Here is a 23,520-nt window from a genome sequence, read left to right as displayed (position 1 = left end):
ATGAAGCAGTCCCGCAGGCACTTCCGGGCCAATCTGCGCTACCTGCGGGCGCTGATGCGGCGCTTCCGCACCACGCTGGTGCTGTCCGCCGTGCTGTTCCTGGGAGGGCCGCTGCTCTTCCATTGGCGCTTCCGCGGGCCGGGCGGCGAACGCATCGACTTCGGCGAGGCGCTGCACCACACCTACTTCCTGCTCTACGGCCAGCCGTCGCTGCCCTATGTGGACGACTGGCTGGTGGAGCTGCTCAACCTGGTGATTCCGCCTGCCGGTATTGCGCTGGTCGCGGATGGTGTGGTGCGCTTCGCGTACCTCTTCTTCGCCCGGCACAAGAACGACAAGGAGTGGATCGAAGTGGTCTCCGAGACGATGAAGGGCCACGTCGTGGTGTGTGGAGCGGGGCGGGTGGGCTACCGCGTGGTGACGCAGCTGCGGGAGATGGGCAAGGACGTGGTGGTGGTGGAGAAGCGCGAGGACGCGGCCTTCGTGTCCGCGCTGCGCGACGAGCTGGTGCCGCTGCTCATCGACGACACGCGCAGCCCGCTGTGCCTGCCTCGCACCAACGTGAAGGACGCGTCCGCCATCGTCTGCGCGACGGACGACGACCTGGCGAACCTCAACATCGCCCTGGACGCGCGCAAGCTCAACCCGGACATCCGCGTGGTCATCCGCCTCTTCGATGACGACTTGAGCGGCAAGGTGCGTGAGACGTTCAAGGCGGAGGCGCTCTCCAGCTCGTCGCTGGCGGCCCCGGCCATGGCGCTGGCGGCCATGGACCCGCGCATCGTCCACTCGTTCCACCTGGCGAAGCACCTGATGGTCGTCTCGCTGTTCGAGGCGCGCTTGGGCCTGCCGGGGCTCACCATCTCCGAGGTGAGGGACCGGTTCGGCTGCCTGGCGCTGTCGCTGCAACGCAACGGCGAGGAGCGGCTCCACCCGCAGGGGGATGAGGTCATCCGGCCTGGAGACGTGCTGTCGCTCCAGGCGTCCTATCCGGAGTACCGGCGGCTGCGCGCCTTCACCCACGAGGCCGAGCCGCCCCTGTGGTCCCACCACGCACCGGTGGCCGTGGTCACGCCTTCGTCCCGTAAGGTGAGTTGAGGGCGGGGCGCACTTCCGGCCAGCGCGGGAAGGCGTGCTCCGGGCTCCTGCCCGTGGGCAGGGCGAGCGCCCGCGCGAGCAGGACGGCCATGGCGTCCCACTCCAGCAGGAAGCCGTCGTGCCCGTGCTGACTGGACAGCGTGGCGTGCTCGGCGTGGAGGCCGTGCTCGCGCAGCCGCCGCGCCAGCGTCGCCATGTGGCTGGGGAAGAAGAGCTGGTCGGTGTCGATGCCCACGCACAGCGCGCTCGCGCGGATGCGGGCCAGGCCGCCTCCCGGGAAGCGTGACAGGTCGTGGTGGTCCATGGCGCCCAGCTGCGCCAGGTACGCGCGCGCGTCGAAGCGGCGCTCCAGCTTCTGGCCCTGGTACTCCAGGTAGCTGTGCATGGGGTGCAGCGCGCGTGAGGACCACTCGGCGGGGCGGCCCTGGAGCGCTTCCAGGCCGGGCTCCGCGCGGTAGGTGAGCATCGCGAGCTGCCGGGCCAGTTCCAGGCCCCGGTGGGGGGAGTCGGGGAAGCCCGGGTCCATCAGCAGGGCCTGCCGCGCCACGTGGTTGAGGCCCACCACCCACGCGGTGGCGGACTCCGTGGTGGCGATGGGGAAGAGTCGCGCGAAGCGCTCCGGCGCCAACGCCGCGAGGCAGAGCACCACCATGCCGCCCAGGGAGCCGCCGGTGACGAGCTCCACTTCGTCCAGACCCAGCGCGTCCATGGCCAGCAGGATGCTCCGGGCCTGGTCCCACGGCGTGACGGTGGCGGGCAGTCGCTGTTCGTCCTGGCGCAGGTCGCCCTTGGGCAGCGGCAACGGCGGACCGAAGCGCGCGTCGTCCGTCCGCAGCGGGAAGCCCTCGTCGGCCGGGCCGCTGGTGCCGTAGCAGGAGCCCAGGTTGTTGAAGCACAGGAGCCGCACGCGGGACGGGTCCAGCGCGCGCCGCGGGCCGATGAGTGGCTCCCACCAGCCACCCTTGCCGCCCGCGCGCATGTCGCCGGTGAGCGCGTGGACCAACAGCACCGTGGGGATGGGCGCGGGGGCTCGGGCCGGGCCTCGATGACGGGCTTCCTCCGCGAGCGCCTGCTGTTCGGCCACGGTGCGGCGGACGACGCGCAGCGCGCTCGTCTGGGCTTCGTCATCGGAGAGGACGCGCGCGCGTGACTCGAGCCAGGGGACGTCCTCCTCGGGGCCCCACCACCAGCCGCGGACGAGGTGGTTCGTGATGCGGGCGCCTGCCTCCAGCGTCAAATCGGGCAGCGCGACGTCGAAGACACGCGGGGCGGGAAGGTGGGGGGTGGGCACGGAGATTCTCCGGGAACGATGCGGGCACGGCCCTCCAGGACGCGGAGGGCTGAAAGAAGACGGGGAGCCGTCAAGTGGCGTCGCGCACCGGGCACAGGCCGCGCGGCGGGTCGACATGCAGAGGGAGTCTGTTCGGCGTGCTCATGGAGCGCGGCGCCTCGGTGGGAAAGTGCGAGGGCAGCGCGCGTCCAGAAACGACGGAGCCCACCAACCCTCGCGGGTGGATGGGCTCGGTGGCTCACCAGGGTCGGACGGACATCAGCCGAACCTGGAGGGCGAGAGCCCACCCGGCATCGACATTCGACACATGGCGCTTGGCGACGTCATTGGCGCCAACGGATAAGCGCTCGTCCATCAGGAGTCAAGTCAACCCACCGCCGTGCACTGGGCCGCGACGACCTGGGGCGCGTCGTCCACGACCTGCCACACGCGCGTGTAACGGAAGTTTCCTTCGAAGGGGGCTCCCTGGAACTCACCGGATAGCGCGGCATGGACGACGACCACGGCGCCAGCGGAGAGGTAGCGGAAGTGTGTGTCGGTGAAGTCCACCCGTGTAAGGCGCAGGGCTCCCGAGCGATGCGATTCCAGGTCGGCTTCCTTGTCGAGGACGCTGCCGGTGTGGCTGACGAAGAGGAGGTCGTCAGAGAGGAGGGCGTCGAGCGCGGCGACATCGCTCGAGAGCATGGCCCGTCTCAGCGCCTCCTCCGCGGCCAGGAAGTCTTCCTCTGGAAGCATGGTGCTCCTCGTCTGCGGCGACGTGCGGGGTGGGGCTTCCGGTTGTTGCACAATGACACCTCATGTCAACGCATGCCCGGCGCGCGAGGACATCGCAAGAACCGGGTTGCTCCACCATGTGTTGGCGGACATACGTTTTCGCCAAGCGCATCCCAGGAGCATCGGCATGGCATCCAGCGACTACGCCCGCATCGAACAAGCCATCCTCTATCTCGACGCACATGCGCGCGAGCAGCCGTCCCTGGACGACGTGGCCGCGCACGTGGGGCTGAGCACCTTCCACTTCCAGCGGCTCTTCTCTCGCTGGGCGGGCATCAGCCCCAAGCGCTTCATCCAGGTGCACACGCTGAGCTCGGCCCGTCGCCTGCTCGACGAGCGTCGCAGCGTGCTGGAGACGTCGCTGGAGGTGGGCCTGTCGGGCAGCGGCCGGCTGCATGAGCTCTTCGTGACGCTGACGTCGATGACGCCTGGGGAATACAAGCTGGGCGGCGAAGGGCTCACCGTGCGCCATGGCGTCCACCTGTCACCGTTCGGCGCGTGTCTGCTCGCCGTCTGCGAGCGTGGCATCTGCGGCCTGCACTTCCTCTCGGGGGAATCCGAGGCGGAGGCGCTCGCCTCGCTGCGCAAGCAGTGGCCGCGCGCCACGTTCGAGGCGTCCGCCGAGGACACGGCGCCGTGGATGGAGCGCATCTTCCAGGCGGGGCACGGTGGCTCGGAGTCGAGCCCCTTGTCGGTGCTGGTGCGGGGCACGCCCTTCCAGGTGCAGGTGTGGCAGGCGCTGCTGCGGGTGCCATCGGGCGAGGTGACGACGTACGAGGACCTCGCCCGCGCCATCGGCAAGCCCAAGGCGATGCGCGCGGTGGGCTCGGCGGTAGGTGAGAATCCCGTGGGGCTCTTGATTCCCTGTCACCGCGTGCTGCGCAAGACGGGCGTCCTCGGGGAGTACCGCTGGGGCGCCTCACGCAAGCGGGCGATGCTGGCGTGGGAGGACTTGCGGTACGACGGCGCGCCGCTCAGCGGTATGTGAGCAGCGCGCGCTGGGCGCCTTCGAAGTGGCCGTGCTCGTTGAGCGTGGACAGATAACGGCCGCGCTCGCTGTAGATGACCTTGGTGAGGCCGCAGTTCGCCAGCGTCAGGTTGAGGCGGAAGGCGTGCTCGTCGGGGATGCGGAGCAGCTCCTGGCAGATGGCGGTGATGGTGCCCCCGGAGGTGAAGACGAGCGCGTTCTTCGACGCGCCCATCTCCTGGATGAGGGCATCCAGTGCGCGGCGGCACCGCTCGCCGAAGGCGGACCAGGGCTCGGTGTACTCCGCGTCGTGTTGGCCAGCCACCCAGCGGGCCACGGCGTCGGTGAAGAGCGCCTGGTAGGCGCGCCGGGGTGACTCCGACTGTGACAGCTCCGCTCGGAGCACCTCCGGGTCCGCGTAACGTGGCGTGTGCCGGGCGACGATTTCCTCGTGGTCGAACTCGTTGAAGCCCGCCATCTGCACGGCCACGGTGCCGCAGCCGAGCGCGGCGAGGCACGCCTCCGCCGTCTGCCGGTGCCGCGCCAGGGTGCCGGTGGCGACGGCGTCCACGCGGGGCAGCCGCTCGCGCAGGGCCTCACCGAGCACCCGGGCCTGTACGAGGCCCGTCTCAGACAGTTGGTCGTAGTTCGCCGCGCCGAACGAGGCCTGTCCGTGCCGGACCAGATACACCACCCCCATCAGCGCGCGCCCTTCCGGATGAGCCGGTGGCAGCGCCAGCCCAGGTAGTTGACCAGCACCCAGAAGTTCTTGAACGCGGGGTTGCGCGTCTGCTTGTGGTGGTAGCGGTAGTAGATTTGCTGGGCGATGACGGCGAGCCGGAAGAGGCCGAAGACCTCGTAGAAGGTCCAGTTGGCGGGCTTCAGCTTCGTCTGGTCCAGGTAGTACTCCACGACCTCTTCGCGCCGGAGCATGCCGGGCAGGTGCGTGGGCTGGCGCCGCGTGGAGCGCATCAGGAGGTCGTCGTCGGCGTGGACCCAGTAGGCCAGCGCGCTGCCCAGGTCCATCAGCGGGTCACCCAGGGTGGCCATCTCCCAGTCGAGCACGCCGATGATGCGCGTGGGCTCCTCCGGGGCGAGCACCACGTTGTCGAAGCGCCAGTCGTTGTGGATGACGCACGTGGCGATGTCCGCGGGCGTGTTCGCCTTGAGCCAGTCCCGCACGTAGCGGAAGCTGGCGACGTTCCACGTCCGTGCCTTCTCGTAGCGCGCCGACCAGCCCTCCACCTGCCGCGTGGGATAGCCCGGCCCCTTGCCCAGTGACGTCAGCCCCACCGCCGCCGGGTCCACGGCGTGCAACTCTACGAGCCTGGCGATGACGTTGAGGCACAGCGCCCGCGTCTGCTTCGCGTCCAGCGCCAGCCCCCGGGGCAGGTGCTTGCGCGGGATGAGCCCCTCGATGCGCTCCATGACGTAGAAGTCGGAGCCCAGCACGGCCGGGTCCTGGCACAGGCCCACCATGGTGGGCACGACGGGATAGGCCGGCTTCAGCGCCTGCTGCACCGTGTACTCACGGGCCATGTCGTGCGCCGACTTCGCCTTCGTCCCCGCGGGAGGGCGGCGCAGGATGAGGTCCCGGTTGGCGTACTTCAGCCGGTACGTCCAGTTGGAGGCACCGCCCGCGTACTGCGTGACTTCCGGCGTGCCTTCCAGCGTGGGGACCTGGGCCTTGAGCCAGGCATCCACGGCGGGGAGGTTCAGCTCCTCGCCCGGGCGCACGGCGCCAGCGGGGTCGATGGTCGCGGTCGGTGGCATCGGTGGGCGCTCTCCTGGCTCAGCTCGCCTTCGGCCGCGCGTCGGGTCGCATGCCTCGCGTATGCCGGCGCAGCATCCACGAGTAGAGCTCACGCGGCAGCAGGCGCTTCAGCCGCCAGGTCCTGCGGCCATCCGCGTGGGGCAGGACGTAGAAGCCGCGCTCGGCCACCGCGTCGAACACGTCGTTGGCGATGTCATCCGCGGTGATGGCGGAGCGCTCCAGCAGCCGCGCCATGGTGGCTCCCAGCCTCGGGTCCGTGGTGCGCAGCGAGTCACCCAGGTTCGTCTTGAAGAAGGACGGGCACACGACGCTGACGCCGATGCCGTACTCCGCCAGCTCGTTGTGCAGCGTCTCGGACAGCGACACGACGGCGGCCTTGGTCGCGTTGTAGCTGCTCATCAGCGGCACATCGAGCAGGCCCGCCATGGACGCCACGTTGACGATGTGGCCGTGGCCCTGCTTCTTGAAGGCAGGCGTGAACACCTTGCACCCACGCACGACGCCCAGCAGGTTGATGTCGATGATCCACTGCCAGTCGTCAATCGACACGTCCTCGATGGCGCCCGCCTGCGCGACACCGGCGTTGTTGATGACCACGTCCACGCCGCCCCACTGCGCCGTGAGCCAGTCCAGGGCCTCGCGCAGGTCCTCCTCGCGCCGCACGTCACAGCGCAGGTAATGGGCCTGGGGCGCCAGCGCGGAGAGCTCCTTCAAGGACTCCTCGCCGCGGGTGTCGTTGACGTCGCCGATGCAGACCTGCCAGCCGGCGCGAGCGAAGCGCACGGCGATGGCCTTGCCAAGTCCGCTGGCACCACCGGTGATGAAGATGCGTTGAGTCGCCATGGCCGTCAGCTCCGGGAGAAGCCCCGCTTCGACAGCTCGATGCGGGCGATGAGTCCCTTGTGCACTTCGTCCGGGCCATCCGCGAGGCGCAGGCTGCGCGCCTGGGCGAAGAAGCCCGACAGCGGCGTATCTTGGGATACGCCCGCGCCACCGTGAAGCTGGATGGCGTCATCCACCACCTTCTGGAGGACACTTGGCGCGACGACCTTGATGGCGGAAATCTCCGTCATGGCTCCGAGCGCCCCCACCTGGTCCATCTTCCAGGCTGCGTAGAGCGTCAAGAGCCGCGCCTGGTCGATGGCGATGCGCGCCTCCGCCACCTTCTCGCGGTTTCCCCCCAGGTTGAGGAGCGGTTTCCCGAAGGCCGTGCGCTTCATGCCCCGGTCAATCATCAGCTCCAGGGACCGCTCCGCCGCGCCGATGCAGCGCATGCAGTGGTGGATGCGCCCCGGCCCGAGCCGGCCCTGGGCAATCTCGAAGCCCATCCCTGGTCCGGCGATGATGTTGTCGCGAGGCACCCGCACGTCCTGGAAGTGGACCTCGCCGTGGCCGTGGGGCGCGTCGTAGTCGCCGTACACGGGGAGCATTCGGCGGATGCTCACACCCGGCGCGTCCAGTGGCACCAGCACCATGGAGTGCTGGTGGTGGCGGTCCCCTCCGGTGTCGGGCGTGCGGGCCATGAAGATGACCACCTTCGCGTTGGGGTGCCCCAGCCCGCTGGACCACCACTTGCTGCCATTGAGGACGACCTCGTCGCCATCGACGATGGCGGTGGCCGCCATGTTGGTGGCATCCGACGAGGCCACGTCCGGCTCCGTCATGCAGAACACCGAGCGGAAGTCTCCGGCCAGCAGCGGCTTCAGCCAGCGCTCCTGCTGCGCCTGGGAGCCGTACTTCCAGAGCACCTCCATGTTGCCGGTGTCCGGGGCGCTGCAGTTGAAGACCTCGGGGGCGATGAAGCTGCGGCCCGTCTCCTCGGCGATGGGGGCGTACTCCAGCGTGCTGAGCCCGGCGCCGAGCTTCTCGTCGGGGAGGAACAGGTTCCACAAGCCCTGGGTCTTCGCCAGGGCCTTCAACTCCTCCATGACGGGGGGCACGCGCCACGTCTTCCAGTCGCCGCCCTGGGCGGTGGCTCGGAGCTCTTCCTGGTAGCGGGCCTCCGCCGGCAGGATGTGCTCGCTCATGAAGCGCTTCACGCGCTCCAGGCAGTCCTTGGCTCGCTCACTGGGCTCGAAGTCCATGGCCTGCATCCTGCGCATGGGGCCTTGATGCATCCAGTGAATGTTGGTCATGTGTCACCATGAAGCCTGTTCAGGATTCCGCGCGGCTCGCCCGGCTGGACCTCAACCTCTTCCGGGTCTTCGACGTGGTGCTCCGGGAGCGGAACCTGACGCGCGCGGCGGAGGTCCTGTTCCTCAGTCAGTCGGCCGTGAGCCACGCGCTGGCCCGCCTGCGTGAGCAGCTGGGAGAGCCGCTGTTCGTCCGGGAGGGGCGCGGTGTGGCGCCCACGGCGTTCGCGGAGCGGCTGGCGCCGGAGATTCGGGAGGCGCTGGCGCTGTTCGAACAGGCGGTCCATCGCGGACGCGGCTTCGACCCGCGCCGGGACGTGGGGCAGTTCACGGTGGCGATGAACGACGTGCTGGAGCCGTCGATTCTCCCGCTGCTCGTGGCTCGGTTACGCGCGCACGCGCCAGAGGTCCACATCTCCAGCGTCCGGCTCGACCGCGCGCGGCTGGAGCGGGACCTCGCGTCGGGGCGGCTCGACCTCTCCATCGACGTGGAGCAGCAGACCGGAGCGGAGCTGAAGCGCACGGCCCTGTTGCAAGACACCTTCTGCGTGGTGAGCCGAAGCAGGCGCAAGCTGGACGTGGCGAAGTACATGGCGGCCCGGCACGTCACCGTGTCCTCGCGCCGCACCGGGCTGGCCGTGGAGGACCTGGTGCTCAGCCGCCTGGGCTACCAGCGTGACGTCGTCGTCCGGTGTCAGCACTACGAGGCCGCGTTCAAGCTCGTCGCGGACTCTGACTTGCTGCTGACGATGCCGAGGCGGCGCGCGGCGGAGCTGCACACGCTGATGGGCAACCACCTCCTGCCGATGCCGCTGTCACTGCCCCCGCTGGAGCTGCATGTCTACTGGCACCGGCAGGCGGATGCGGACCCGCGCAACCGCTGGCTGCGAGGCGAATTGCTCGCGCTGACGGAGTAGGGGACCTGCAGCCCGATGGTCGAAAACTCCATCGCGGGCGGGACCCAGGTCCGGGAGGAGGCAGGGAGGTCGCTCTTCGGAAATGTCGGGGGTTTTCGCAGCGGCAAATGTCCCGACATTTCCGAACAGCAAGGTGCAGGAGTCGCCCCGGGGGGGCTCCGGGCCCTGCCGCTCAGCCTTGGATGTCGAAGCGAAGCGACGTCCGGGTTCCTGGCTGCACGTGCGACAGCCCTTCGCCCGTGGCCAGCGCACCCTTGGCGGCGGTCCACGGCTCCACGCAGACGAAGTCCTTCCCACGCAGCGTCCACACGACGAGGACGCGGTACTCGGGGCTCCACGACAGGCGGATGGGCTTGAGTCCGGGGCCCCGCTCCAGCGTCGTTCCCGGCTTCGAGTGGTCCTTCAAGTGAAGGTCCACTTCCTCCTCGGTGAGGTTCAGCCCGGTGACGTTCACGTCCTGATTGCGCCAGTTGTCCCACGCGCGCGTGGCGTCCGTATCCACGCCCGCGTGTGCCTTCGCCGCGTCCGGCACGCGGAAATACGGATGGAAGCCCAGGTGCAGCGGCATGGGCCGCGTGTCCTGGTTCTCGAACGCGCTCTCCAGCGTGAGCCGGTGGCCAGCCAGCGAGAAGGTGAGCCGTGCGTCGAACCGCCACGGGAAGTGGCGCAGCGTCTCCTCGTTGGAAGACAGCTCCACCACCAGCCGTGACGTGTCCGCCTGCCGCACCTTCCACGGCAGTTTCCGCGCGAAGCCGTGCTGCGGCAGCGCGTACTGCTGACGGTCCACGGAATAGGTGTCCCCCGGCAGCGGCCCGGCATTGGGGAACAGCACGGGGATGCCCCCGCGCACGTTCTTCGCCGGGTCCGCGACGGTGGCCTCATCGAGGTACAGCAACTCGTCACCGTCCACGCACATCCGGCTGACGAGGGCCCCGCGTGAAGGAAGAACCTCCACGCGGCACCCGCCGTCCACCAGCGCGTACGTGTCCAGGCCTGCGATGCCGGGGAACGGACCGTTCATCGGTGCCTCAGATGGCGCCTTCGTTCGGGTCGTTGTCCATGAAGGGGTAGGGCACCTTCACGGGCGGGACGAAGGTCTCCTTGATGGTGCGGGGGCTGGTCCACCGCACCAGGTTGAGGGCCGAGCCCGCCTTGTCGTTGGTGCCGGACGCGCGGCCACCGCCGAAGGGCTGCTGGCCCACGACAGCGCCGGTGGGCTTGTCGTTGATGTAGAAGTTGCCCGCCGCGTGGCGCAGCTCGCGCAGCGCCGTGTCGATGGCCTTCCGGTCACGCGCGAACACCGCGCCAGTGAGGGCGTAGGACGCGGCCTGGTCGACCTCGCGTAGCGTCTCCTCGTACTTCGCATCCGGGTAGACGTGCAGGCCCACCAGCGGCGCGAAGATCTCCTCGCGGAGGATGCGGTGGGTGGGGCTGTCGAGCTGCACCAGCGTGGGCTTCACGAACCAGCCCTGCTTCCGGTCCACCTCGCCGCCGGCCACGATGCTGGCCCCGCTGTCGCTCTTGGCCAGGTCGATGTACGAGGAGACCTTCTTGAAGGACTTCTCGTCGATGACGGCGCCCATGAAGTTGCGGAAGTCCGACACGTCGCCCATGCGAATCTCGCTGATGAGCGCCTGGAGGCGCGGCTTCAGCTTGGGCCACAGGGATTCAGGGATGAAGACGCGGCTGGCCGCGGAGCACTTCTGGCCCTGGTACTCGAAGCCGCCGCGGACGATGGCCACCGCGAGCGCCTCCAGGTCGTCCGCCGCGGACGGGTGGGCGACGATGAAGTCCTTGCCGCCCGTCTCGCCGACGATGCGGGGGTACTGCTTGTAGCGGGAGATGTTCTCACCCACCGTGCGCCACATCGAGTTGAACGTCGGCGTGGAGCCGGTGAAGTGGATGCCGCCCAGGTGCGGGCTGGCCAGCACCGGGTTGCCCACCGTGGGGCCGTCGCCCGGGAGCATGTTGATGACGCCGTCGGGCAGGCCTGCCTCGCGCAGCAGCTCCATGATGTACCAGGCGCTCAGGGCCGCGGTGGACGACGGCTTGAAGAGCACCACGTTGCCCATGATGGCGGGCGCGGTGGCCAGGTTGAGGGCAATGGCCGTGAAGTTGAACGGCGCCACCGCGAAGACGAAGCCGTCCAGCGGGCGGTAGTCCGTCATGTTCCACGTCTGGTACGCGGCCTCCGGCTGCCAGCCGAGAATCTGCTCGGCGAAGTGCACGTTGAAGCGAATGAAGTCGATGGCCTCGCACGCGGCGTCAATCTCCGCCTGGTGGGCCGTCTTTCCCTGCCCCAGCATGGTGGCGGCGTTGAGGATGGGGCGGTAGCGCGTGGCCAGCAGCTCCGCGGCGCGCAGGAAGATGGCGGCGCGCGACTGGAAGGGCATGCGCGCCCAGTCGTCCTTGACGGCCAGGGCGGCCTGGATGGCCTGCTCCGCGTGGCTGGCGTCCGCCTCGTGCAGTGTGGCCAGCACGTGCTGGTGGTTGTGCGGCATGCGCACCGTGTCCGTCTTGCCGGTGCGGATGTGCTTGCCGCCGATGATGACGGGGATGTCGATCTGCTCACCGGCCATGCGCTTCAGCTCGGCTTGCACCTCCCGGCGCTCGGCGGTGCCGGGCGCATAGGAGAGGACAGGCTCGTTCTTCGGCGGCGGGACGCGGGTATGGGCGTTGATCACGCGGATTCACCTCGGGCGGAAACGAAGGGCGCGCAGCATAGCCAAGCAGCCCAGCGGGGGAAGCGTGGAAGGCGGCGCAATCTCCAGTGAACCCTTGGGGTTTTGGACAATTCCCTGTCATTCCGGGGCGCCTTGGCTCACTGACGCGGTGCGCGGGGACGATGAGGCCCCTGCGCGTCCCCTCGCACCCCGCCGCGCTGCCTTCCGGCGTTCGCGGTTTCTACCCGGCGGTGATGGGGGGGGCGAGCTCACGGCGCGCATTCCCTTGGCGGCACGTCAGGTGTGTCGCGTCGAGCGGCCCCTGCCTCGCCGCGGGGCGCATGGAGCCTTCTTCGGAGCGGCGCCGCCGGACGCCTCTTCGAGGAACTGTTGGAGGGCCGCCGCGTTGTTGTGCTCGGTGTCATGGGCGCTGTAGACGAGCGTCACCGTGCCGTGGCGCGCGGCTTCGAGCAGGGGCTGCCATGCCGCGGGATTCGCCGCGAGCTCGGCGGAGTATCTTCGGCAGAACTCGGACCAGCGGTCGGGGTCGTGTGCAAACCACTTCCGCAGCTCGGTGCTGGGGGCTGCGTCCTTCAGCCAGGCTTCGAGGGGGAGCGCTGTCTTCCGTACGCCTCGCGGCCACAGCCGTTCCACCAGGAAGCGCCGCCCATCCGTGCGGCTTGCTGCTTCGTACGCCCGCTTGAGTCGAATCGTCACTGGACCACCTCGCGTGTCACCCGTTCGTTGGTGGCAACGCCCGGGCGCCCTGCGACCGTCCCGCGCGCCAGCGAGGCCGGCGCCCGTCGTCTCACTCGGGGCGCGCCGTGCGGGGGTGCTTCGGGGTGTGCGGCCTCAGCTCTTCCACGCGGGCTGGATGGAGGGCGCGGCCGGGGTGACGGCCTCCGCGCGAGCCAGCAGCGCGTGGAGCTGGGCGATGAGCACGGGCGGCTTCACCGGCTTGACCAGGTAGGCGTCCGGGACGGGCTGGTCCGCGGGCCCTTCCGTGCGAGGCGCATAGCCGCTGACGAAGATGACGGGGATGTGCTTGAGCGTGGGCTCGGAGCGGAAGTGGCCGCAGAGCGCGTAGCCGTCCATTCCGTCCATGTTCACATCGGAGATGAGCACATCGGGCGGGTGCGCCAGGGCCTGCTGAAGCCCCGACTCGCCGTCGGCCGCCGTGGTGCAGTCAAACTCGCCGGAGAGCAGGAGACGGAGCGTCTCCCGCATCGTCCACGAATTCTCGACGATGAGGACCTTCGGCTTCACGACACCCCGACTCTCAGGGAGGCAGCCGCCCGGCGGTGCCCGGTGCACACGCTCTCCCCCGGCGAAAGGCCCAGCATCACCCCACGCGCCAGCCGGGGCAAGAGGGGGTGCTCAGCACCCCTCGGGTCCACCAGGGGCGTGGCGAGGCGCCTACTCCTCCGGAGGGGGGCTCACGAGGCCCTGACGCGAGACGGCGGAGTCGGGCTCCTCGTCGCCTCGGGCCTCCCTGTCCGGGACATCTTGGGACGTCCACTCCTCGCCGCGCTCCACGCGCGGCTCCCACGGCGTGTCGGTGTGGGGCGGGCGTGAGGTTCCGCCCCGTTCGCTTCAAGTTCGGAGCGGGCGGCTCCTGGGACAACGACGCCAGGGCCCACTGACAGGGGGCGGCCTGGCGAGGCGGAGGCGGAGGCGGCGCCTGCCGGGCCAGGGCCGGTCCCTTCGCGACAGTTTTGCGCCACCACCTCCGCGAGCCCCGCGGTGGGCGCGGCGATGCGGCAGGCGGCCCCGCCGTTCCAGCGCGGCCCGCTGAGGTTCATCGGGACGGTCATCGTGGCCCGCTCACCCGGCCGGCGCCTTCCGAGGGAGGATGTGCGCCCACGCGTCCGGGGCTCCGGGCAGGGCTGCCAGGCCGCCGCCCAGCCGAGGTCCGTGTTGTCAGGTGCTTGTCGCCCGGGGCCGCATGCGCGGTGCGACACTCAACGCCGACACGGCACTGATGATGTGTGCCTGTCGTAAGGAAACGTGATATCCCATTAACTTCTGCATTTCGCTGACCCCGCCGGTTCCCCTTCGTGAGCGACGAGGAGAAGACAGCAGTCCTGGACGAGCGCAGCCGTCCTCCAAGTTCATGGGGGGACCGCATCCGCACGCCCATCACCCTGCCGGGAGCGCGCGCCGGGGAGCGCCGCTCGTTGGCCGTGGGCATGGTGGTGACGGGGCGCTACCGGGTGGAGGGGCTGCTGGGCGAAGGCGGCATGGGCCGCATCTGGCTGGCCACGGACCTGCACGAGCACCGCCGGGTGGCGCTCAAGGAGATGCAGGTCCCCGCGGGCCTGACGGCGGGCAAGACGGAGGAGCTGGTGCTGATGTTCCGGCACGAGTTCTTCGCCATGAAGAAGCTCCAGCACCCCGGCACCCTCAAGGTCTTCGACTGGGGCATGACGGAGGCCGGCAACCGCTTCATCACCATGGAGGTGGTGGACGGGCAGGACCTGAGCTCGCTGGGGCGTGAGTCGCCACTGGACACGCGCACGCTGTACCGCGTGCTCATCCAGATGTCCCAGGTCCTGGCCTTCCTGCACTCGCGGCTGTACGTGCACTGCGACATCAAGGCCAGCAACATCCGCATCACCAGCGCGGGCGCGGTGAAGCTGATGGACTTCGGCGTCATGCACCAACTGGGCACCCCCAGCCCCGGCCGCCTCAAGGGCACGCTGGAGTACCTGGCGCCGGAGTGGCAGCGCGGCGCGAGCATCGACGGGCGCGCGGACCTCTATTCGCTGGGCGTCATGGCCTACTACCTGGTCACGCGCCGGCTGCCCTTCAAGCGCAACACCCCGGCGGCGCTCCTGGCGGACCACTTGACACGGCCGCCGCCGAAGCCGTCCACGATTTGCCCGGTGGATCCGCAGCTGGAGGAGATCATCCTCCTGCTGTTGGCGAAGGATCCGCGCGAGCGCTTCCAGGACGCCAGCGAGCTGATGGAGGCGCTCTGCCACGCCAGCGGCGTGCCGATGCCGGAGGAGCCGCTGTCGGCGCGCGCCAGCTACCTGCACGTGCCGGAAGTGGTGGGCCGGGCCGCGGAGCTGGAAGCGCTGATGAACGGCCTGGCCGAGGCGGACTGGGGCCAGTCCCGCGCGGTGCTCATCGGCGCGCCCGCGGGCGTGGGCAAGACGCGGCTGCTCCAGGAGTTCGAGCTCCAGGCGAAGCTGGCGGAGCTGCCCTTCGGCCGGGGCCAGTGCCGCGCGGAGGGGCAGGCGCCGCTGACGCCCATCGTCCAGGCGGTGCGCTGTCTGGTGCCGCTGACGCCCTCGGAGATGATGGAGCGCCTGTCGCCGAAGCTGCGGCAGCTGCTGCCGGGCCTGACGCCGGACGCGGGGGAGGTGCACCCGGTGGCGGGCGAGGAGAAGCTGGCCTTCTTCGGCGCGCTGGCGGAGTGGGTGCAGGCGCTGGGCCGGCGGATGACGCTGGTGCTGTGCTTCGAGGACCTGCAGTGGGCCGACAGCGCCACGCTGGAGGTGCTCAACGTCCTCATCCGCGCGCTGTACGGCACGCGCGGCATGGTGGTGGGCACGTTCCGGAGCGGCGAGCTGAGCCGCCTGAGCCTGGCCTTCCAGACGGTGGACGAGAAAATCACCACCCGCATGGACTTGGAGCCGCTGGCCGCCGAGCACGTGCGCACGCTGGTGGAGCTGGCGCTGCCGGGGCTGGCCGTGCCGGAGGCCTTCGTCAGGCGGTTGCATGAGACGACGGGCGGCAACGCCTTCTTCGCCACCGAGTGCCTGCGCGCGCTGGTGGAGGAAGGCGCGCTGACGCGGGTGGGCGGCCGGTGGAGCGCCGTCGAGGGACTGGACACGCGGCCGCTGCCCGCCAGCATCCACGACGCGGTGCTCGCGCGCCTGGGCAGTGCTCCGGCGGAGCAGGTGTCGCTGCTGCGCCAGCTGGCGCCCGCGGGCCGCAGCCTGGAGCTGCCCATGCTCCGCGCGCTGGCGGAGCTGCCCGAGTCCGAGCTGTTCGCGGTGCTGGACGGCATCGTGGAGCGGCAGTTCCTCCAGGAGGTGGAGGGCCGCTACGTCTTCACGCACGACACCGTGCACCAGGCCGTCTACGACAGCACGCCCGAGGAGGCGCGGCGCGTGGCGCACGGCCGCGTGGCGCTGGCGCTCCAGACGTTGCACTCGTCGCGGCCGGAGCTGTCGCGCACGGTGGGGTGGCACTACCTGCGCTCGTCGGAGCCGGAGCTGGCCATTGGCCCGCTGCTGGACGCGGGCCGGGCCGCCATCGAGGCGCAGGCGCTGCTGGAGGCGACGCTGCTGCTGAAGGAGGCGGCGACGCTGCTGGAGGCCGCGCCGGACTTCCCGGGCCGTGACAGGCTGCTGCTGCGCATCTGGGTGACGATGGTGGAGGTGGGCTATTCGAGCGACCCGCCCACCTCGCTCGTCTTCGCGCGGAAGTTGAGCAACCACTGGGCCTCCACGGTGGACCTGGCGGACGGGCGGACGCAGGCGGTGGCCGCGCTGGAGGCCGCGTGCGCCGCGCCCGAAGCGGAACGTCCCGCGCGCCTGAAGGCGCTGTTCCGCGAGCGTGAGGCGGACACGTTCGCCAGCACCGCGGACGTCTTCTGGAAGCAGGCCGAGCTGCGCATCCTCCAGGCCATGGCGCTGGCCAGCGTGGGCCGCACGGAGGAGCTGACGGCGCTGCTGGAGCGCGTGCGGGCCGAGCAGCCGGAGGTGTCGCCCTACCGCGCCGCGGTGCAACTGGCGCCTGCCCAGTTGTGTGCCTACACGGGCCGCTTCTCCGGCGTGCTGGAGACTCAGTACGAGCAACTGAACCGGCTTCGCGGGCTGAGCGAGGTGACGGGCCGGCTGCCCAAGCGTCTGGCGTGGGCGCTGGGCATGGGCGGCTTCACGATGAACATGAACCTGGCGCTGCGCGGCGAGCCGCTGGACGCGCAGGCGCTGCGCGACGGGTACGCCGTGGCGGAGGCCCATGGGTTCACGGACGTGCGCGGCTTCCATCTGTTCTCGGTGGTGACGCGCGCGGCCTTCACGGGCGACGGCGCGGCGTTCGTCCCGGCCTTCACGGAGAAGACGGAGCTGGTGCGGCGGCTGGGCAACCCCCGGTTGATGGAGCGCAACCTGGCCCTCTTCACGCCGCCGTACTACCTGGAGCGCGGCGAGCACGAGCACGTGGCCGCGGTGGTGGCCCGCGCCGAGGCGCTGGCGCGGGTGCTGCCGGAGGACCGGTGGCTCCAGTGTCACCTGCGGGTGTATCAGGCCTGCCGCGACGTGCTCTTCGAGGATGCGGGCGCGGCGCGCCGCTCACTTCCCGCGGCCCTCGCCGCCGCGCGCGAGGGCGGCGTCCGCATGGAGACGCTGCTGCGCGTCTACCAGTCCCGCTTCGAGCGCGAGCAGGGCAACCTGGTGGCGGCGCAGGACGCGGCGGAGGCGGCGCTGGCGCGGGCCACGGACCCGGTGCTGGCCAATCCGTGGGATGAAATCCTCTCCCGCCGGGCGCTGGCGGCGCTGCTGCCCGGCGAGGAGGGGCTGGCGCACCTGCGCCGGGCGCTCGCGCTGGCGGAGCTGACGGGCAACGTGCTCCAGGTGGGGCTGGTGCGGCTGGCGCTCGCGGAGCGCGCGCGGGACGCGGAGTCCTCGGTGGTGGCGCTGGAGGCGGCCGAGGCGGCCTTCATGGATGCCCGGGCCTCCAGCCTGCTGGCCCTGGCCAGCTCCCTGCGGAGTGCGCTCCAGCGCCGGGCGGGGGCGCTGCGTCAGAGCGCCTGACGTGACGCTGGAAAGTCGACGGGACTGTGTCCTCAAAGCCCGGACGTGGGGCGCGTTAGATTCGGCCCATGGCACCCACCCCACTGCGGTTCCTGCTGGATTTCATCTCGCCGTATGCCTACCTGGCCTGGACGCGCCTGCCGGCGCTCGCCGCGCGCCATGGCCGCACCGTGGAGCCGGTGCCCGTGCTGCTCGCGGGGGTGCTCAACGCGACGGGAAACATCGGTCCCGCGGAGGTCGTGCCCAAGCGGGCCTACATCTTCAAGCAGACCTTCCGCATCGCCCATGACCTTGGCGTGCCCTTCGCGCCGCCGCCGACGCATCCCTTCAACCCGCTGCTCGCGCTGCGCGTGACGGCCGCCGTGGAGGACGTGGAGGCCCGGAGCCGGCTGGTGAGCGCCCTGTATGCCTCCGCCTGGGGCGGCGGGAAGGGGGCGGAGTCGCCCGAGGCCGTGCGCGCGGCGATTCAGGCCGCGGGGCTGGACGCCCAGGCGCTGCTCGCGGCGGCCCAGACGCAGGAGGTGAAGGACCGGGTCCGGCGGAACACCGAGGCGGCGGTGGCCGCCGGGGCCTTTGGCGTGCCCACCTGTCTGGCGGACGGCGAGCTGTTCTTCGGCGTGGACTCGCTGGGGCACCTGGAGCAGTTCCTGCGCGGCGAGGACCCGCTCACCCCGGCGGACGTCGAGCGCTGGCGCACGCTGCCAGCCAGCGCGTCCCGGCGCTGAAGCCAGCGCACGCGGGCGCCGCTTTCCGCTAGGGTCCCGGAGTCATGGTCTCCGGTCGGCCCGCCTTGTTGACCTCCCTCGTTCGGCTCCTCGCGCCCGTGGCGTGGGGGGCGATGCGCCTGGAGGTCCTCCCTTCATGAACGTCCTCGCCGAGTTGGGCATCGCCGTCGCCGGCCTGGTGCTGGCGCTCGTGCTGCTGTCCATGAATCTGTGGCGCAGCATCCTCTTCCTCTTCCCGTCCAGCGTGCGGGTGGAGCCCGAGGCGCCCGCGGACCAGATGGATTTGCCCCTGGAGCTGTCGGGGCGCGCCAACCAGCTCCAGGCGCTGGGCTTCGTGCCGCTGGGCAGCCATGAGGAGAAGCCGCGCCTCCAGCGCGCCACGCGCTCCTACGATTGGGCCCACCCGGGTGAGCGCGTCTTCGCCACGCTCCACGAGGGGCAGGGCGGCGTGCCCCGGCTGTACCTCCTCACGCCCCTGGCCTCCGGGGGCTTCGTCATCACCGCGGACTACCGGCGCCCGGCGCTGGAGGTGCCCGGTGTCTACCTGGCGGGTTCACTGGAGGACGCTTCGCCCGACCGCCTGCTGCGCGCGCACCTGCGCCGCCTGGACGGGTTGCAGCCCGCCGGGGATTTCACCTGGGAAGGCAGGGTGGCAGCCGGGCGTTCCTGGTACCAGGGGCTCGGCCGCAAGGAAATCCGGAAACAGAACCTTCAAGGTTTGTTGTGGACCGTCATCGCGCTTGCCATCGTCGCCAGCGCCTTTTTCGGGCCGCGCGCGCCCTAGGGCCGCCCGTCCCACACGTCACGACGTCACGGCGCGCGTGCACCGCGCGCCCCATGAGAGTAGGTAGACGACCACCATGAAGAGCGTGTCCAAGAACGAGGAAATCTACTTCCTGTCCGGCAAGCGCACCCCGTTCGGTACCTACGGGGGGAGCCTGAAGGACCTCAGTGCCACCGACCTCGCCGTGGAGTCGGCGAAGGCCGCGTTGGCCCAGGCGAAGGTGTCTCCGGAAGACGTCCAGCACGTCGTCTACGGCAACGTGGTGCAGACCAGCGCGGACGCCATCTATCTGCCGCGCCACGTGGGCCTGCGCACCGGCGTGCCTGTCCCCGTGCCCGCGCTGGGCGTCAACCGGCTGTGCGGCTCCGGCTTCCAGGCCTTCATCACGGCGGCGGAGCTGATGCTCACCGAGCAGGCCGCCGTCGTGCTGGCCGGTGGCACCGAGTCCATGAGCCAGGCCCCCCATGTCATCCGCGGCGCCCGCTGGGGCCTGCCGCTGGGCAAGGGCAGCCTGGAGGACATGCTGTGGACGGCCCTCACCGACAGCTACACCGGCCAGGCCATGGCGCTCACCGCCGAGCAGCTCGCGGTGGACTACTCGCTCACGCAGGACCAGGTGGACGAGTACGCCGTCCTCACCCAGAAGCGCTTCGCCGCCGCGCAGGAGGCGGGCCGCTTCCAGGAGGAAATCGCCCCCGTCACGCTGAAGACGAAGAAGGGGGAGACGGTGGTGTCCCGGGACGAGCACAACCGCCCGGAGACGTCGGTGGAGAGCCTGCGCAAGCTGCCCAAGGTCTTCAAGAAGGACGGCGTGGTGCACGCGGGCGCGGCCAGCGGCATCTGCGACGGCGCCGGCTCCATGGTGATGGCCACCGGCAGCTTCGTGAAGAAGCACGGCCTGCAGCCCATTGCCCGGCTCGTCAACTGGGGCGTCTCCGGCTGCGACCCGAAAATCATGGGCATCGGCCCCGCGCCGGCCATCCGCCAGCTGCTGGAGCGCGCTCAGTGTCAGCTGTCGGACATCGACCTCTTCGAGGTCAACGAGGCCTTCGCGCCGCAGTACCTGGCGGTGGAGAAGGAGCTGGGGCTGCCCCGTGAGCGCACCAACGTCAACGGCGGCGCCATCGCCGTGGGGCACCCGCTGGGGGCTTCCGGCGCTCGCATCACCACCACGCTGGTGTACGAGCTGAAGCGTCGCGGCGCCCGCTATGGTATCGGGTCCGCCTGCATCGGTGGCGGCCAGGGCATCGCGGTGCTCGTCGAGGCGCTCTGATGACACAGGACTCCCAACCAGGACGCGAGATGAGCAACGAGGTGGACGCGAAGACGGCGCGTGAGCGGGCCAAGGCCATCGCAGAGCAGCGCCGCGCCGAGCGTCGCAACCGCAAGCGCAAGTGCGTGGTGTGCAGCGTGGAGGAGAGCGACAAGACGCCCCTGACGGCACACCCCGAAGGCATTGGCCCGGCCTGCAAGGACGAGGTCACCTGCCTGTCGCGCAAGGCCGCCAGCGGCCGGTGACGTTCCAGCCCCCGAGCCCGCGCGCTCCGTGCGAGGCTCGGGAGCCCACCTCCCGGGTGGGATGCCCAGGACGCGCAAGGGCCGGATTGTCGGGCCCGATTCTTGATGGCGGAATCGTCTCGGGGTAAACGTCCAGAATCTCTGGTTTATGACGAGGGTCGGAATGGGCGTTATCAGCTTCACGGGCGTCAAGGTGTTCTCCACCACGCTCGCGCGTGACCGCGAGAACATGGGTGAGAACATCACCAAGTGGCTCAAGGAGAACTCCAACCTCGAGGTGGTCGACAGGGTGGTGACGCAGTCCTCCGACAAGGAGTTCCACTGCTTGACCATCACGCTCTTCTACAAGCCGAAGGCTTGATTGGCCGCGAGGCAGTTGACGAAGCGTGAGTGTGCGAGGGCGCTTTCCCCGGTATCGGGGATGGGCGCCCTTCGTCATTTGGGGTTGCGAAGCGAGCGGTGTTCCACCACCTTTGGACGGCTCTGAGCAACGAGAGGATGGTGTACTGAATGCGACCGATGAGGAGCTTCGGAGGCGGGGGCGGCGGCATGGGACTGCCCGGCCTGGAGACCACGGCGTCCAAGTTGGCGGTGGCGCTGGTGGCGGGCTCCGTGATGTTCCACCTCACGAAGTCGCAGTCGGGTGGTTTGCTGCTGCTGTTCCCGGACCTGGTGTTCGGCAAGCTCTACCTGTGGCAGCCGCTGACGTACGCCTTCATCGAGTCCAGCCCCATCGGCATCATCTTCGGCGCCATCATCACCTGGTCCATTGGCGGCTACCTGGAGTCCATCTGGGGCAGCAGGCGCCTGTTGATGGTGGCGCTGGGCATCGCGGTGAGCGCGGGCCTCATCACCTCGCTGCTGGCCATGCTGGTGCCCGGCGCGACGGTGCAGGCGTACGCGGGCGGCAACGTCATGACGTCGGTGCTGTGGGTGTCCTACGGACTCTCCATTGGCCGGGGGCAGACGAACTTCTGGGGGCTGCCGCTGTCGGGTAACGCGCTGGCGGGCATCGGTGCGGGCTTCGTCGTCCTGTCGGCCGTCACCAGCGGCTGGCAGACGCAGGTGCCGGATTTGCTGGGCCTCTGCATGGCGTTCGCCTACGTGCGCGGGGCCAGCCCGCGCAAGCTGTGGCTGCACCTGCAGCACTGGCGGCTGCAGCGTCAGTTGAAGGGCCGCTCCAAGCACCTGCAGGTGGTGCGGCAGGACCGGCCGGACCGGGACCAGTACCTCAACTGACGCCGGGCCCTTCGCGACTCAGTGGGCCGCCTCCGGGTGGCCGTACTGCTTGAGCTTGCGGTAGAGGGTCGCCACGCCGATGTCGAGCTGCTCGGCGGTGCGCGCGCGGTTGCCGCCGTTCTGCGCCAGCACCGCCAGGATGTAGTGCTTCTCCATGTCCTCCAGCCGCTGCGGATTGCCGGTGGGCACCAGGCTGGGAGGCGCGGCGCGGACCTCCTCCGGCAGGTCCTCCCGCTCCACCCGAGTGCCCTCGCACAGCGCCACCGCGCGCTCCACGGCGTTGCTCAGCTCACGCACGTTGCCGGGCCACGCATAGCGCAGCAGCTGGTCCGCCGCGTCCGGGGACAGGCCCGACACCCTGCGGCCCAGGCGCTCCGCGGCCTCGGCGAGCAGCAGCCGCGCCAGGGGGAGCACGTCGTCGCGGCGCTCACGCAGCGGCGGAATCTTCAGCTCGATGACGCGCAGCCGGTAGTAGAGGTCCTGACGGAAGCGCCCCTGGCGGACCTCTTCCGCGAGGTCGCGGTTGGTGGCGGCCACCAGCCGCACGTCCACCTTGCGGCTGGCATTCTCGCCCACGCGGCGCACCTCGCGCTCTTGCAGCACGCGCAGCAGCTTGGCCTGCATGGATGGTGGCACCTCGCCCACTTCATCCAGGAAGAGGGTGCCGCCATGGGCCGCTTCGAAGAGGCCGGCCCTGTCGTGGGTGGCGCCGGTGAAGGCGCCGCGCGCGTGGCCGAACAGCTCGCTCTCCAGCAGGCTTTCCGTGACGGCGGCGCAGTTGACGGCGACGAAGGCCTTGTGCGCGCGGCCTGACTCGTCATGGATGAGGCGGGCGATGCGCTCCTTGCCCACGCCGCTCTCACCCGTGACGAGCACCGTGGAGTCCACCTTCGCCACCCTGCGCGCCAGGTTGATGATTCGCTGCATCGCCTCCGAGCGCGCCACCATGCCCGCCGGGTCCTCCGTCACGCCCGCGCGCGCCAGCGACTGCCGCTTCGCGCGCAGCTTGCGCTCCGCCTGCCGCAGCGCCTCCGTCACCTGCGCCAGCGTGCCTTCCATGCACTGGGTTTCGTAGAGGCGCAGCACTTCGGTGCACTCGGTGCTCCACTCCTCGGCGGGGCGGCCCACGTAGTGGCATGCCGCGTCGCCCTTGCCCACGCAGCGCAGCTCCGTGCCGTAGATGGGCTTGCCGTTGACGTAGCTCATGTAGCCGGACGCGAAGCCGGTGAGGCTCCAGCACACCGGCTGGTCGGACTGGCCCAGGTGCAGCAGGTGCTGCTCGGCTTCATAGGAGTCGTGCCACTGCGCTTCGGCGAAGGGCTCCGGGCCTTCGTCCGCGCGGCGCTGGACGGGCTCCACCCGGACCTGCCCCTGGAGGGTGTGCAACCGCCCGCCGGCTCGGCGCCACAGGGATTCGTCCTTCCAGGGAACCGCGCCCTTCATCGCCTCGGCCGTGCGCCAGCCGTGCGCGTAGCCCAGGCGCGTGAAGGTGCCCCGCGCCGCCGTCATCCCCATCAGCTTGATGAGTTCCTTGCGAAGCAGCCCCAGCGCCACCGGGTCCATCAGCAGCACGCGCTGGCCTCCGAAGTGGATGAGCCCGCCCCCTGGCTCGAACGACAGCAGCTCACTCAAGTCCAGCTCGAAACGGCCACCCACGCTGTAGGCCTCCTTTCAGAATGAGTGGAGTCTCTATCGTTTTGAGAGGTTTGTTGCACGGGAGGTTTAGGGAGGGGAGCAAATCCAATAGGTTGGAGTTTTGGGTGTCGTGGTCCTCCGGTTGCATTAGAAGGCGGCCGTCATGGGCGACGAACTCGACAGACGCGTGGTGCTTCAAGGCGCGGCGGCGGCCGCCTTCTAATGCAACCGGAGG

At 70.0% G+C, this 23,520-nt stretch carries 21 protein-coding genes; 10 read left to right on the top strand and 11 right to left on the bottom strand.

Going from position 1 to position 23,520, the window contains the following annotated elements:
• Nucleotides 1–1,098, top strand: a complete 1,098-nt coding sequence (locus HNV26_RS05960) for a potassium channel family protein (protein WP_171440926.1) — start codon at nucleotides 1–3, stop codon at nucleotides 1,096–1,098.
• Here HNV26_RS05960 and HNV26_RS05955 read toward each other — a convergent pair.
• Nucleotides 1,070–2,389 (bottom strand): alpha/beta fold hydrolase, encoded by a 1,320-nt coding sequence (locus tag HNV26_RS05955; RefSeq protein ID WP_171440925.1) that lies wholly within the window; start codon nucleotides 2,387–2,389, stop codon nucleotides 1,070–1,072. The genes HNV26_RS05960 and HNV26_RS05955 overlap by 29 nt on opposite strands.
• Before the next feature lie 366 nt (nucleotides 2,390–2,755).
• Nucleotides 2,756–3,124, bottom strand: a complete 369-nt coding sequence (locus tag HNV26_RS05950) for a nuclear transport factor 2 family protein (protein ID WP_216611846.1) — start codon at nucleotides 3,122–3,124, stop codon at nucleotides 2,756–2,758.
• A gap of 166 nt (nucleotides 3,125–3,290) precedes the next feature.
• Here HNV26_RS05950 and HNV26_RS05945 point away from each other — a divergent pair, with 166 nt between their 5' ends.
• Nucleotides 3,291–4,151: a methylated-DNA--[protein]-cysteine S-methyltransferase gene (locus HNV26_RS05945; RefSeq protein WP_171440923.1), complete on the top strand. Its 861-nt coding sequence runs from the start codon at nucleotides 3,291–3,293 to the stop codon at nucleotides 4,149–4,151.
• Here HNV26_RS05945 and HNV26_RS05940 read toward each other — a convergent pair.
• The 4 genes from HNV26_RS05940 to HNV26_RS05925 are packed head-to-tail and all read right to left on the bottom strand — an operon-like array spanning nucleotide 4,138 to nucleotide 7,988.
• Nucleotides 4,138–4,830, bottom strand: coding sequence for a histidine phosphatase family protein (locus tag HNV26_RS05940; protein WP_171440922.1), 693 nt, complete (start codon nucleotides 4,828–4,830; stop codon nucleotides 4,138–4,140). The two genes, HNV26_RS05945 and HNV26_RS05940, sit on opposite strands and share 14 nt — an antisense overlap.
• Complete coding sequence (locus HNV26_RS05935; protein ID WP_171440921.1) at nucleotides 4,830–5,903, bottom strand: phosphotransferase family protein; 1,074 nt, start codon at nucleotides 5,901–5,903, stop codon at nucleotides 4,830–4,832. The genes HNV26_RS05940 and HNV26_RS05935 overlap by 1 nt, the downstream gene beginning before the upstream one ends.
• A 19-nt stretch (nucleotides 5,904–5,922) precedes the next feature.
• The gene (locus HNV26_RS05930) at nucleotides 5,923–6,747 is read right to left on the bottom strand and encodes an SDR family oxidoreductase (RefSeq protein ID WP_171440920.1); all 825 of its coding nucleotides are present in this window, start codon (nucleotides 6,745–6,747) and stop codon (nucleotides 5,923–5,925) included.
• 5 nt (nucleotides 6,748–6,752) lie between these two features.
• Nucleotides 6,753–7,988 carry an acyl-CoA dehydrogenase family protein gene (locus HNV26_RS05925; RefSeq protein ID WP_171440970.1) on the bottom strand — a complete coding sequence of 412 codons (1,236 nt, stop codon included), beginning with the start codon at nucleotides 7,986–7,988 and terminating at the stop codon, nucleotides 6,753–6,755.
• A gap of 59 nt (nucleotides 7,989–8,047) precedes the next feature.
• Between HNV26_RS05925 and HNV26_RS05920 the strand changes: the two genes are divergently transcribed.
• Nucleotides 8,048–8,953 (top strand): LysR family transcriptional regulator, encoded by a 906-nt coding sequence (locus tag HNV26_RS05920; RefSeq protein WP_171440919.1) that lies wholly within the window; start codon nucleotides 8,048–8,050, stop codon nucleotides 8,951–8,953.
• A 172-nt stretch (nucleotides 8,954–9,125) separates the two neighbouring features.
• On the opposite strand, the gene HNV26_RS05915 is transcribed toward HNV26_RS05920, so the two are convergent.
• The 4 genes from HNV26_RS05915 to HNV26_RS05900 all read right to left on the bottom strand — a co-directional run bounded on the left by HNV26_RS05915 (nucleotide 9,126) and on the right by HNV26_RS05900 (nucleotide 12,882).
• A complete protein-coding gene (locus HNV26_RS05915) occupies nucleotides 9,126–9,974 on the bottom strand; it encodes an aldose epimerase family protein (protein WP_171440918.1) in 849 nt (282 codons plus the stop codon).
• 7 nt (nucleotides 9,975–9,981) lie between these two features.
• The gene (gene pruA, locus HNV26_RS05910) at nucleotides 9,982–11,637 is read right to left on the bottom strand and encodes an L-glutamate gamma-semialdehyde dehydrogenase (protein ID WP_171440917.1); all 1,656 of its coding nucleotides are present in this window, start codon (nucleotides 11,635–11,637) and stop codon (nucleotides 9,982–9,984) included.
• Between the two features lie 276 nt (nucleotides 11,638–11,913).
• Nucleotides 11,914–12,333 carry a DUF488 domain-containing protein gene (locus tag HNV26_RS05905; RefSeq protein WP_171440916.1) on the bottom strand — a complete coding sequence of 140 codons (420 nt, stop codon included), beginning with the start codon at nucleotides 12,331–12,333 and terminating at the stop codon, nucleotides 11,914–11,916.
• Between the two features lie 135 nt (nucleotides 12,334–12,468).
• The gene (locus HNV26_RS05900; protein WP_171440915.1) at nucleotides 12,469–12,882 is read right to left on the bottom strand and encodes a response regulator; all 414 of its coding nucleotides are present in this window, start codon (nucleotides 12,880–12,882) and stop codon (nucleotides 12,469–12,471) included.
• A 917-nt stretch (nucleotides 12,883–13,799) separates the two neighbouring features.
• Here HNV26_RS05900 and HNV26_RS05895 point away from each other — a divergent pair.
• The 7 genes from HNV26_RS05895 (at nucleotide 13,800) to HNV26_RS05865 (ending at nucleotide 21,650) form a co-directional block, all read left to right on the top strand.
• The gene (locus tag HNV26_RS05895) at nucleotides 13,800–17,384 is read left to right on the top strand and encodes a protein kinase domain-containing protein (protein WP_171440969.1); all 3,585 of its coding nucleotides are present in this window, start codon (nucleotides 13,800–13,802) and stop codon (nucleotides 17,382–17,384) included.
• A 68-nt stretch (nucleotides 17,385–17,452) separates the two neighbouring features.
• A complete protein-coding gene (locus HNV26_RS05890; protein ID WP_171440914.1) occupies nucleotides 17,453–18,109 on the top strand; it encodes a 2-hydroxychromene-2-carboxylate isomerase in 657 nt (218 codons plus the stop codon).
• A 136-nt stretch (nucleotides 18,110–18,245) separates the two neighbouring features.
• Entirely contained in the window at nucleotides 18,246–18,893 is a 648-nt protein-coding gene (locus HNV26_RS05885; protein ID WP_171440913.1) for a hypothetical protein, read from the top strand.
• Nucleotides 18,894–18,969: 76 nt separating this feature from the next.
• On the top strand, nucleotides 18,970–20,166 hold the full coding sequence (locus tag HNV26_RS05880; protein WP_171440912.1) for an acetyl-CoA C-acetyltransferase: 1,197 nt from the start codon (nucleotides 18,970–18,972) through the stop codon (nucleotides 20,164–20,166).
• Between the two features lie 29 nt (nucleotides 20,167–20,195).
• Nucleotides 20,196–20,411, top strand: a complete 216-nt coding sequence (locus tag HNV26_RS05875) for a hypothetical protein (RefSeq protein WP_026113800.1) — start codon at nucleotides 20,196–20,198, stop codon at nucleotides 20,409–20,411.
• A 163-nt stretch (nucleotides 20,412–20,574) separates the two neighbouring features.
• Entirely contained in the window at nucleotides 20,575–20,772 is a 198-nt protein-coding gene (locus tag HNV26_RS05870) for a hypothetical protein (protein WP_013938428.1), read from the top strand.
• 149 nt (nucleotides 20,773–20,921) lie between these two features.
• Nucleotides 20,922–21,650 (top strand): rhomboid family intramembrane serine protease, encoded by a 729-nt coding sequence (locus HNV26_RS05865; RefSeq protein WP_011555831.1) that lies wholly within the window; start codon nucleotides 20,922–20,924, stop codon nucleotides 21,648–21,650.
• An 18-nt stretch (nucleotides 21,651–21,668) separates the two neighbouring features.
• On the opposite strand, the gene HNV26_RS05860 is transcribed toward HNV26_RS05865, so the two are convergent.
• On the bottom strand, nucleotides 21,669–23,306 hold the full coding sequence (locus HNV26_RS05860; RefSeq protein WP_171440911.1) for a sigma 54-interacting transcriptional regulator: 1,638 nt from the start codon (nucleotides 23,304–23,306) through the stop codon (nucleotides 21,669–21,671).
• Nucleotides 23,307–23,520 lie beyond the last annotated feature (214 nt).

The organism is Myxococcus xanthus (assembly GCF_013116825.1).
Classification (GTDB): Bacteria; Myxococcota; Myxococcia; order Myxococcales; family Myxococcaceae; genus Myxococcus; species Myxococcus xanthus_B.
The sequence above is the reverse complement of the archived record's forward strand: the minus strand, read 5'-3'. Positions and strand labels throughout refer to the sequence as shown.

Bases quoted from the DNA above. Each gene is read 5' to 3' on its own strand.
- HNV26_RS05960 (WP_171440926.1), top strand. From the start codon at position 1: ATGAAGCAGTCCCGCAGGCACTTCCGGGCCAATCTGCGCTACCTGCGG.
- HNV26_RS05950 (WP_216611846.1), bottom strand. From the start codon at position 3,124: ATGCTTCCAGAGGAAGACTTCCTGGCCGCGGAGGAGGCGCTGAGACGG.
- HNV26_RS05945 (WP_171440923.1), top strand. From the start codon at position 3,291: ATGGCATCCAGCGACTACGCCCGCATCGAACAAGCCATCCTCTATCTC.
- HNV26_RS05940 (WP_171440922.1), bottom strand. From the start codon at position 4,830: ATGGGGGTGGTGTATCTGGTCCGGCACGGACAGGCCTCGTTCGGCGCG.
- HNV26_RS05935 (WP_171440921.1), bottom strand. From the start codon at position 5,903: ATGCCACCGACCGCGACCATCGACCCCGCTGGCGCCGTGCGCCCGGGC.
- HNV26_RS05930 (WP_171440920.1), bottom strand. From the start codon at position 6,747: ATGGCGACTCAACGCATCTTCATCACCGGTGGTGCCAGCGGACTTGGC.
- HNV26_RS05925 (WP_171440970.1), bottom strand. From the start codon at position 7,988: ATGGACTTCGAGCCCAGTGAGCGAGCCAAGGACTGCCTGGAGCGCGTG.
- HNV26_RS05920 (WP_171440919.1), top strand. From the start codon at position 8,048: ATGAAGCCTGTTCAGGATTCCGCGCGGCTCGCCCGGCTGGACCTCAAC.
- HNV26_RS05915 (WP_171440918.1), bottom strand. From the start codon at position 9,974: ATGAACGGTCCGTTCCCCGGCATCGCAGGCCTGGACACGTACGCGCTG.
- HNV26_RS05890 (WP_171440914.1), top strand. From the start codon at position 17,453: ATGGCACCCACCCCACTGCGGTTCCTGCTGGATTTCATCTCGCCGTAT.
- HNV26_RS05885 (WP_171440913.1), top strand. From the start codon at position 18,246: ATGAACGTCCTCGCCGAGTTGGGCATCGCCGTCGCCGGCCTGGTGCTG.
- HNV26_RS05880 (WP_171440912.1), top strand. From the start codon at position 18,970: ATGAAGAGCGTGTCCAAGAACGAGGAAATCTACTTCCTGTCCGGCAAG.
- HNV26_RS05875 (WP_026113800.1), top strand. From the start codon at position 20,196: ATGAGCAACGAGGTGGACGCGAAGACGGCGCGTGAGCGGGCCAAGGCC.
- HNV26_RS05870 (WP_013938428.1), top strand. From the start codon at position 20,575: ATGGGCGTTATCAGCTTCACGGGCGTCAAGGTGTTCTCCACCACGCTC.
- HNV26_RS05865 (WP_011555831.1), top strand. From the start codon at position 20,922: ATGCGACCGATGAGGAGCTTCGGAGGCGGGGGCGGCGGCATGGGACTG.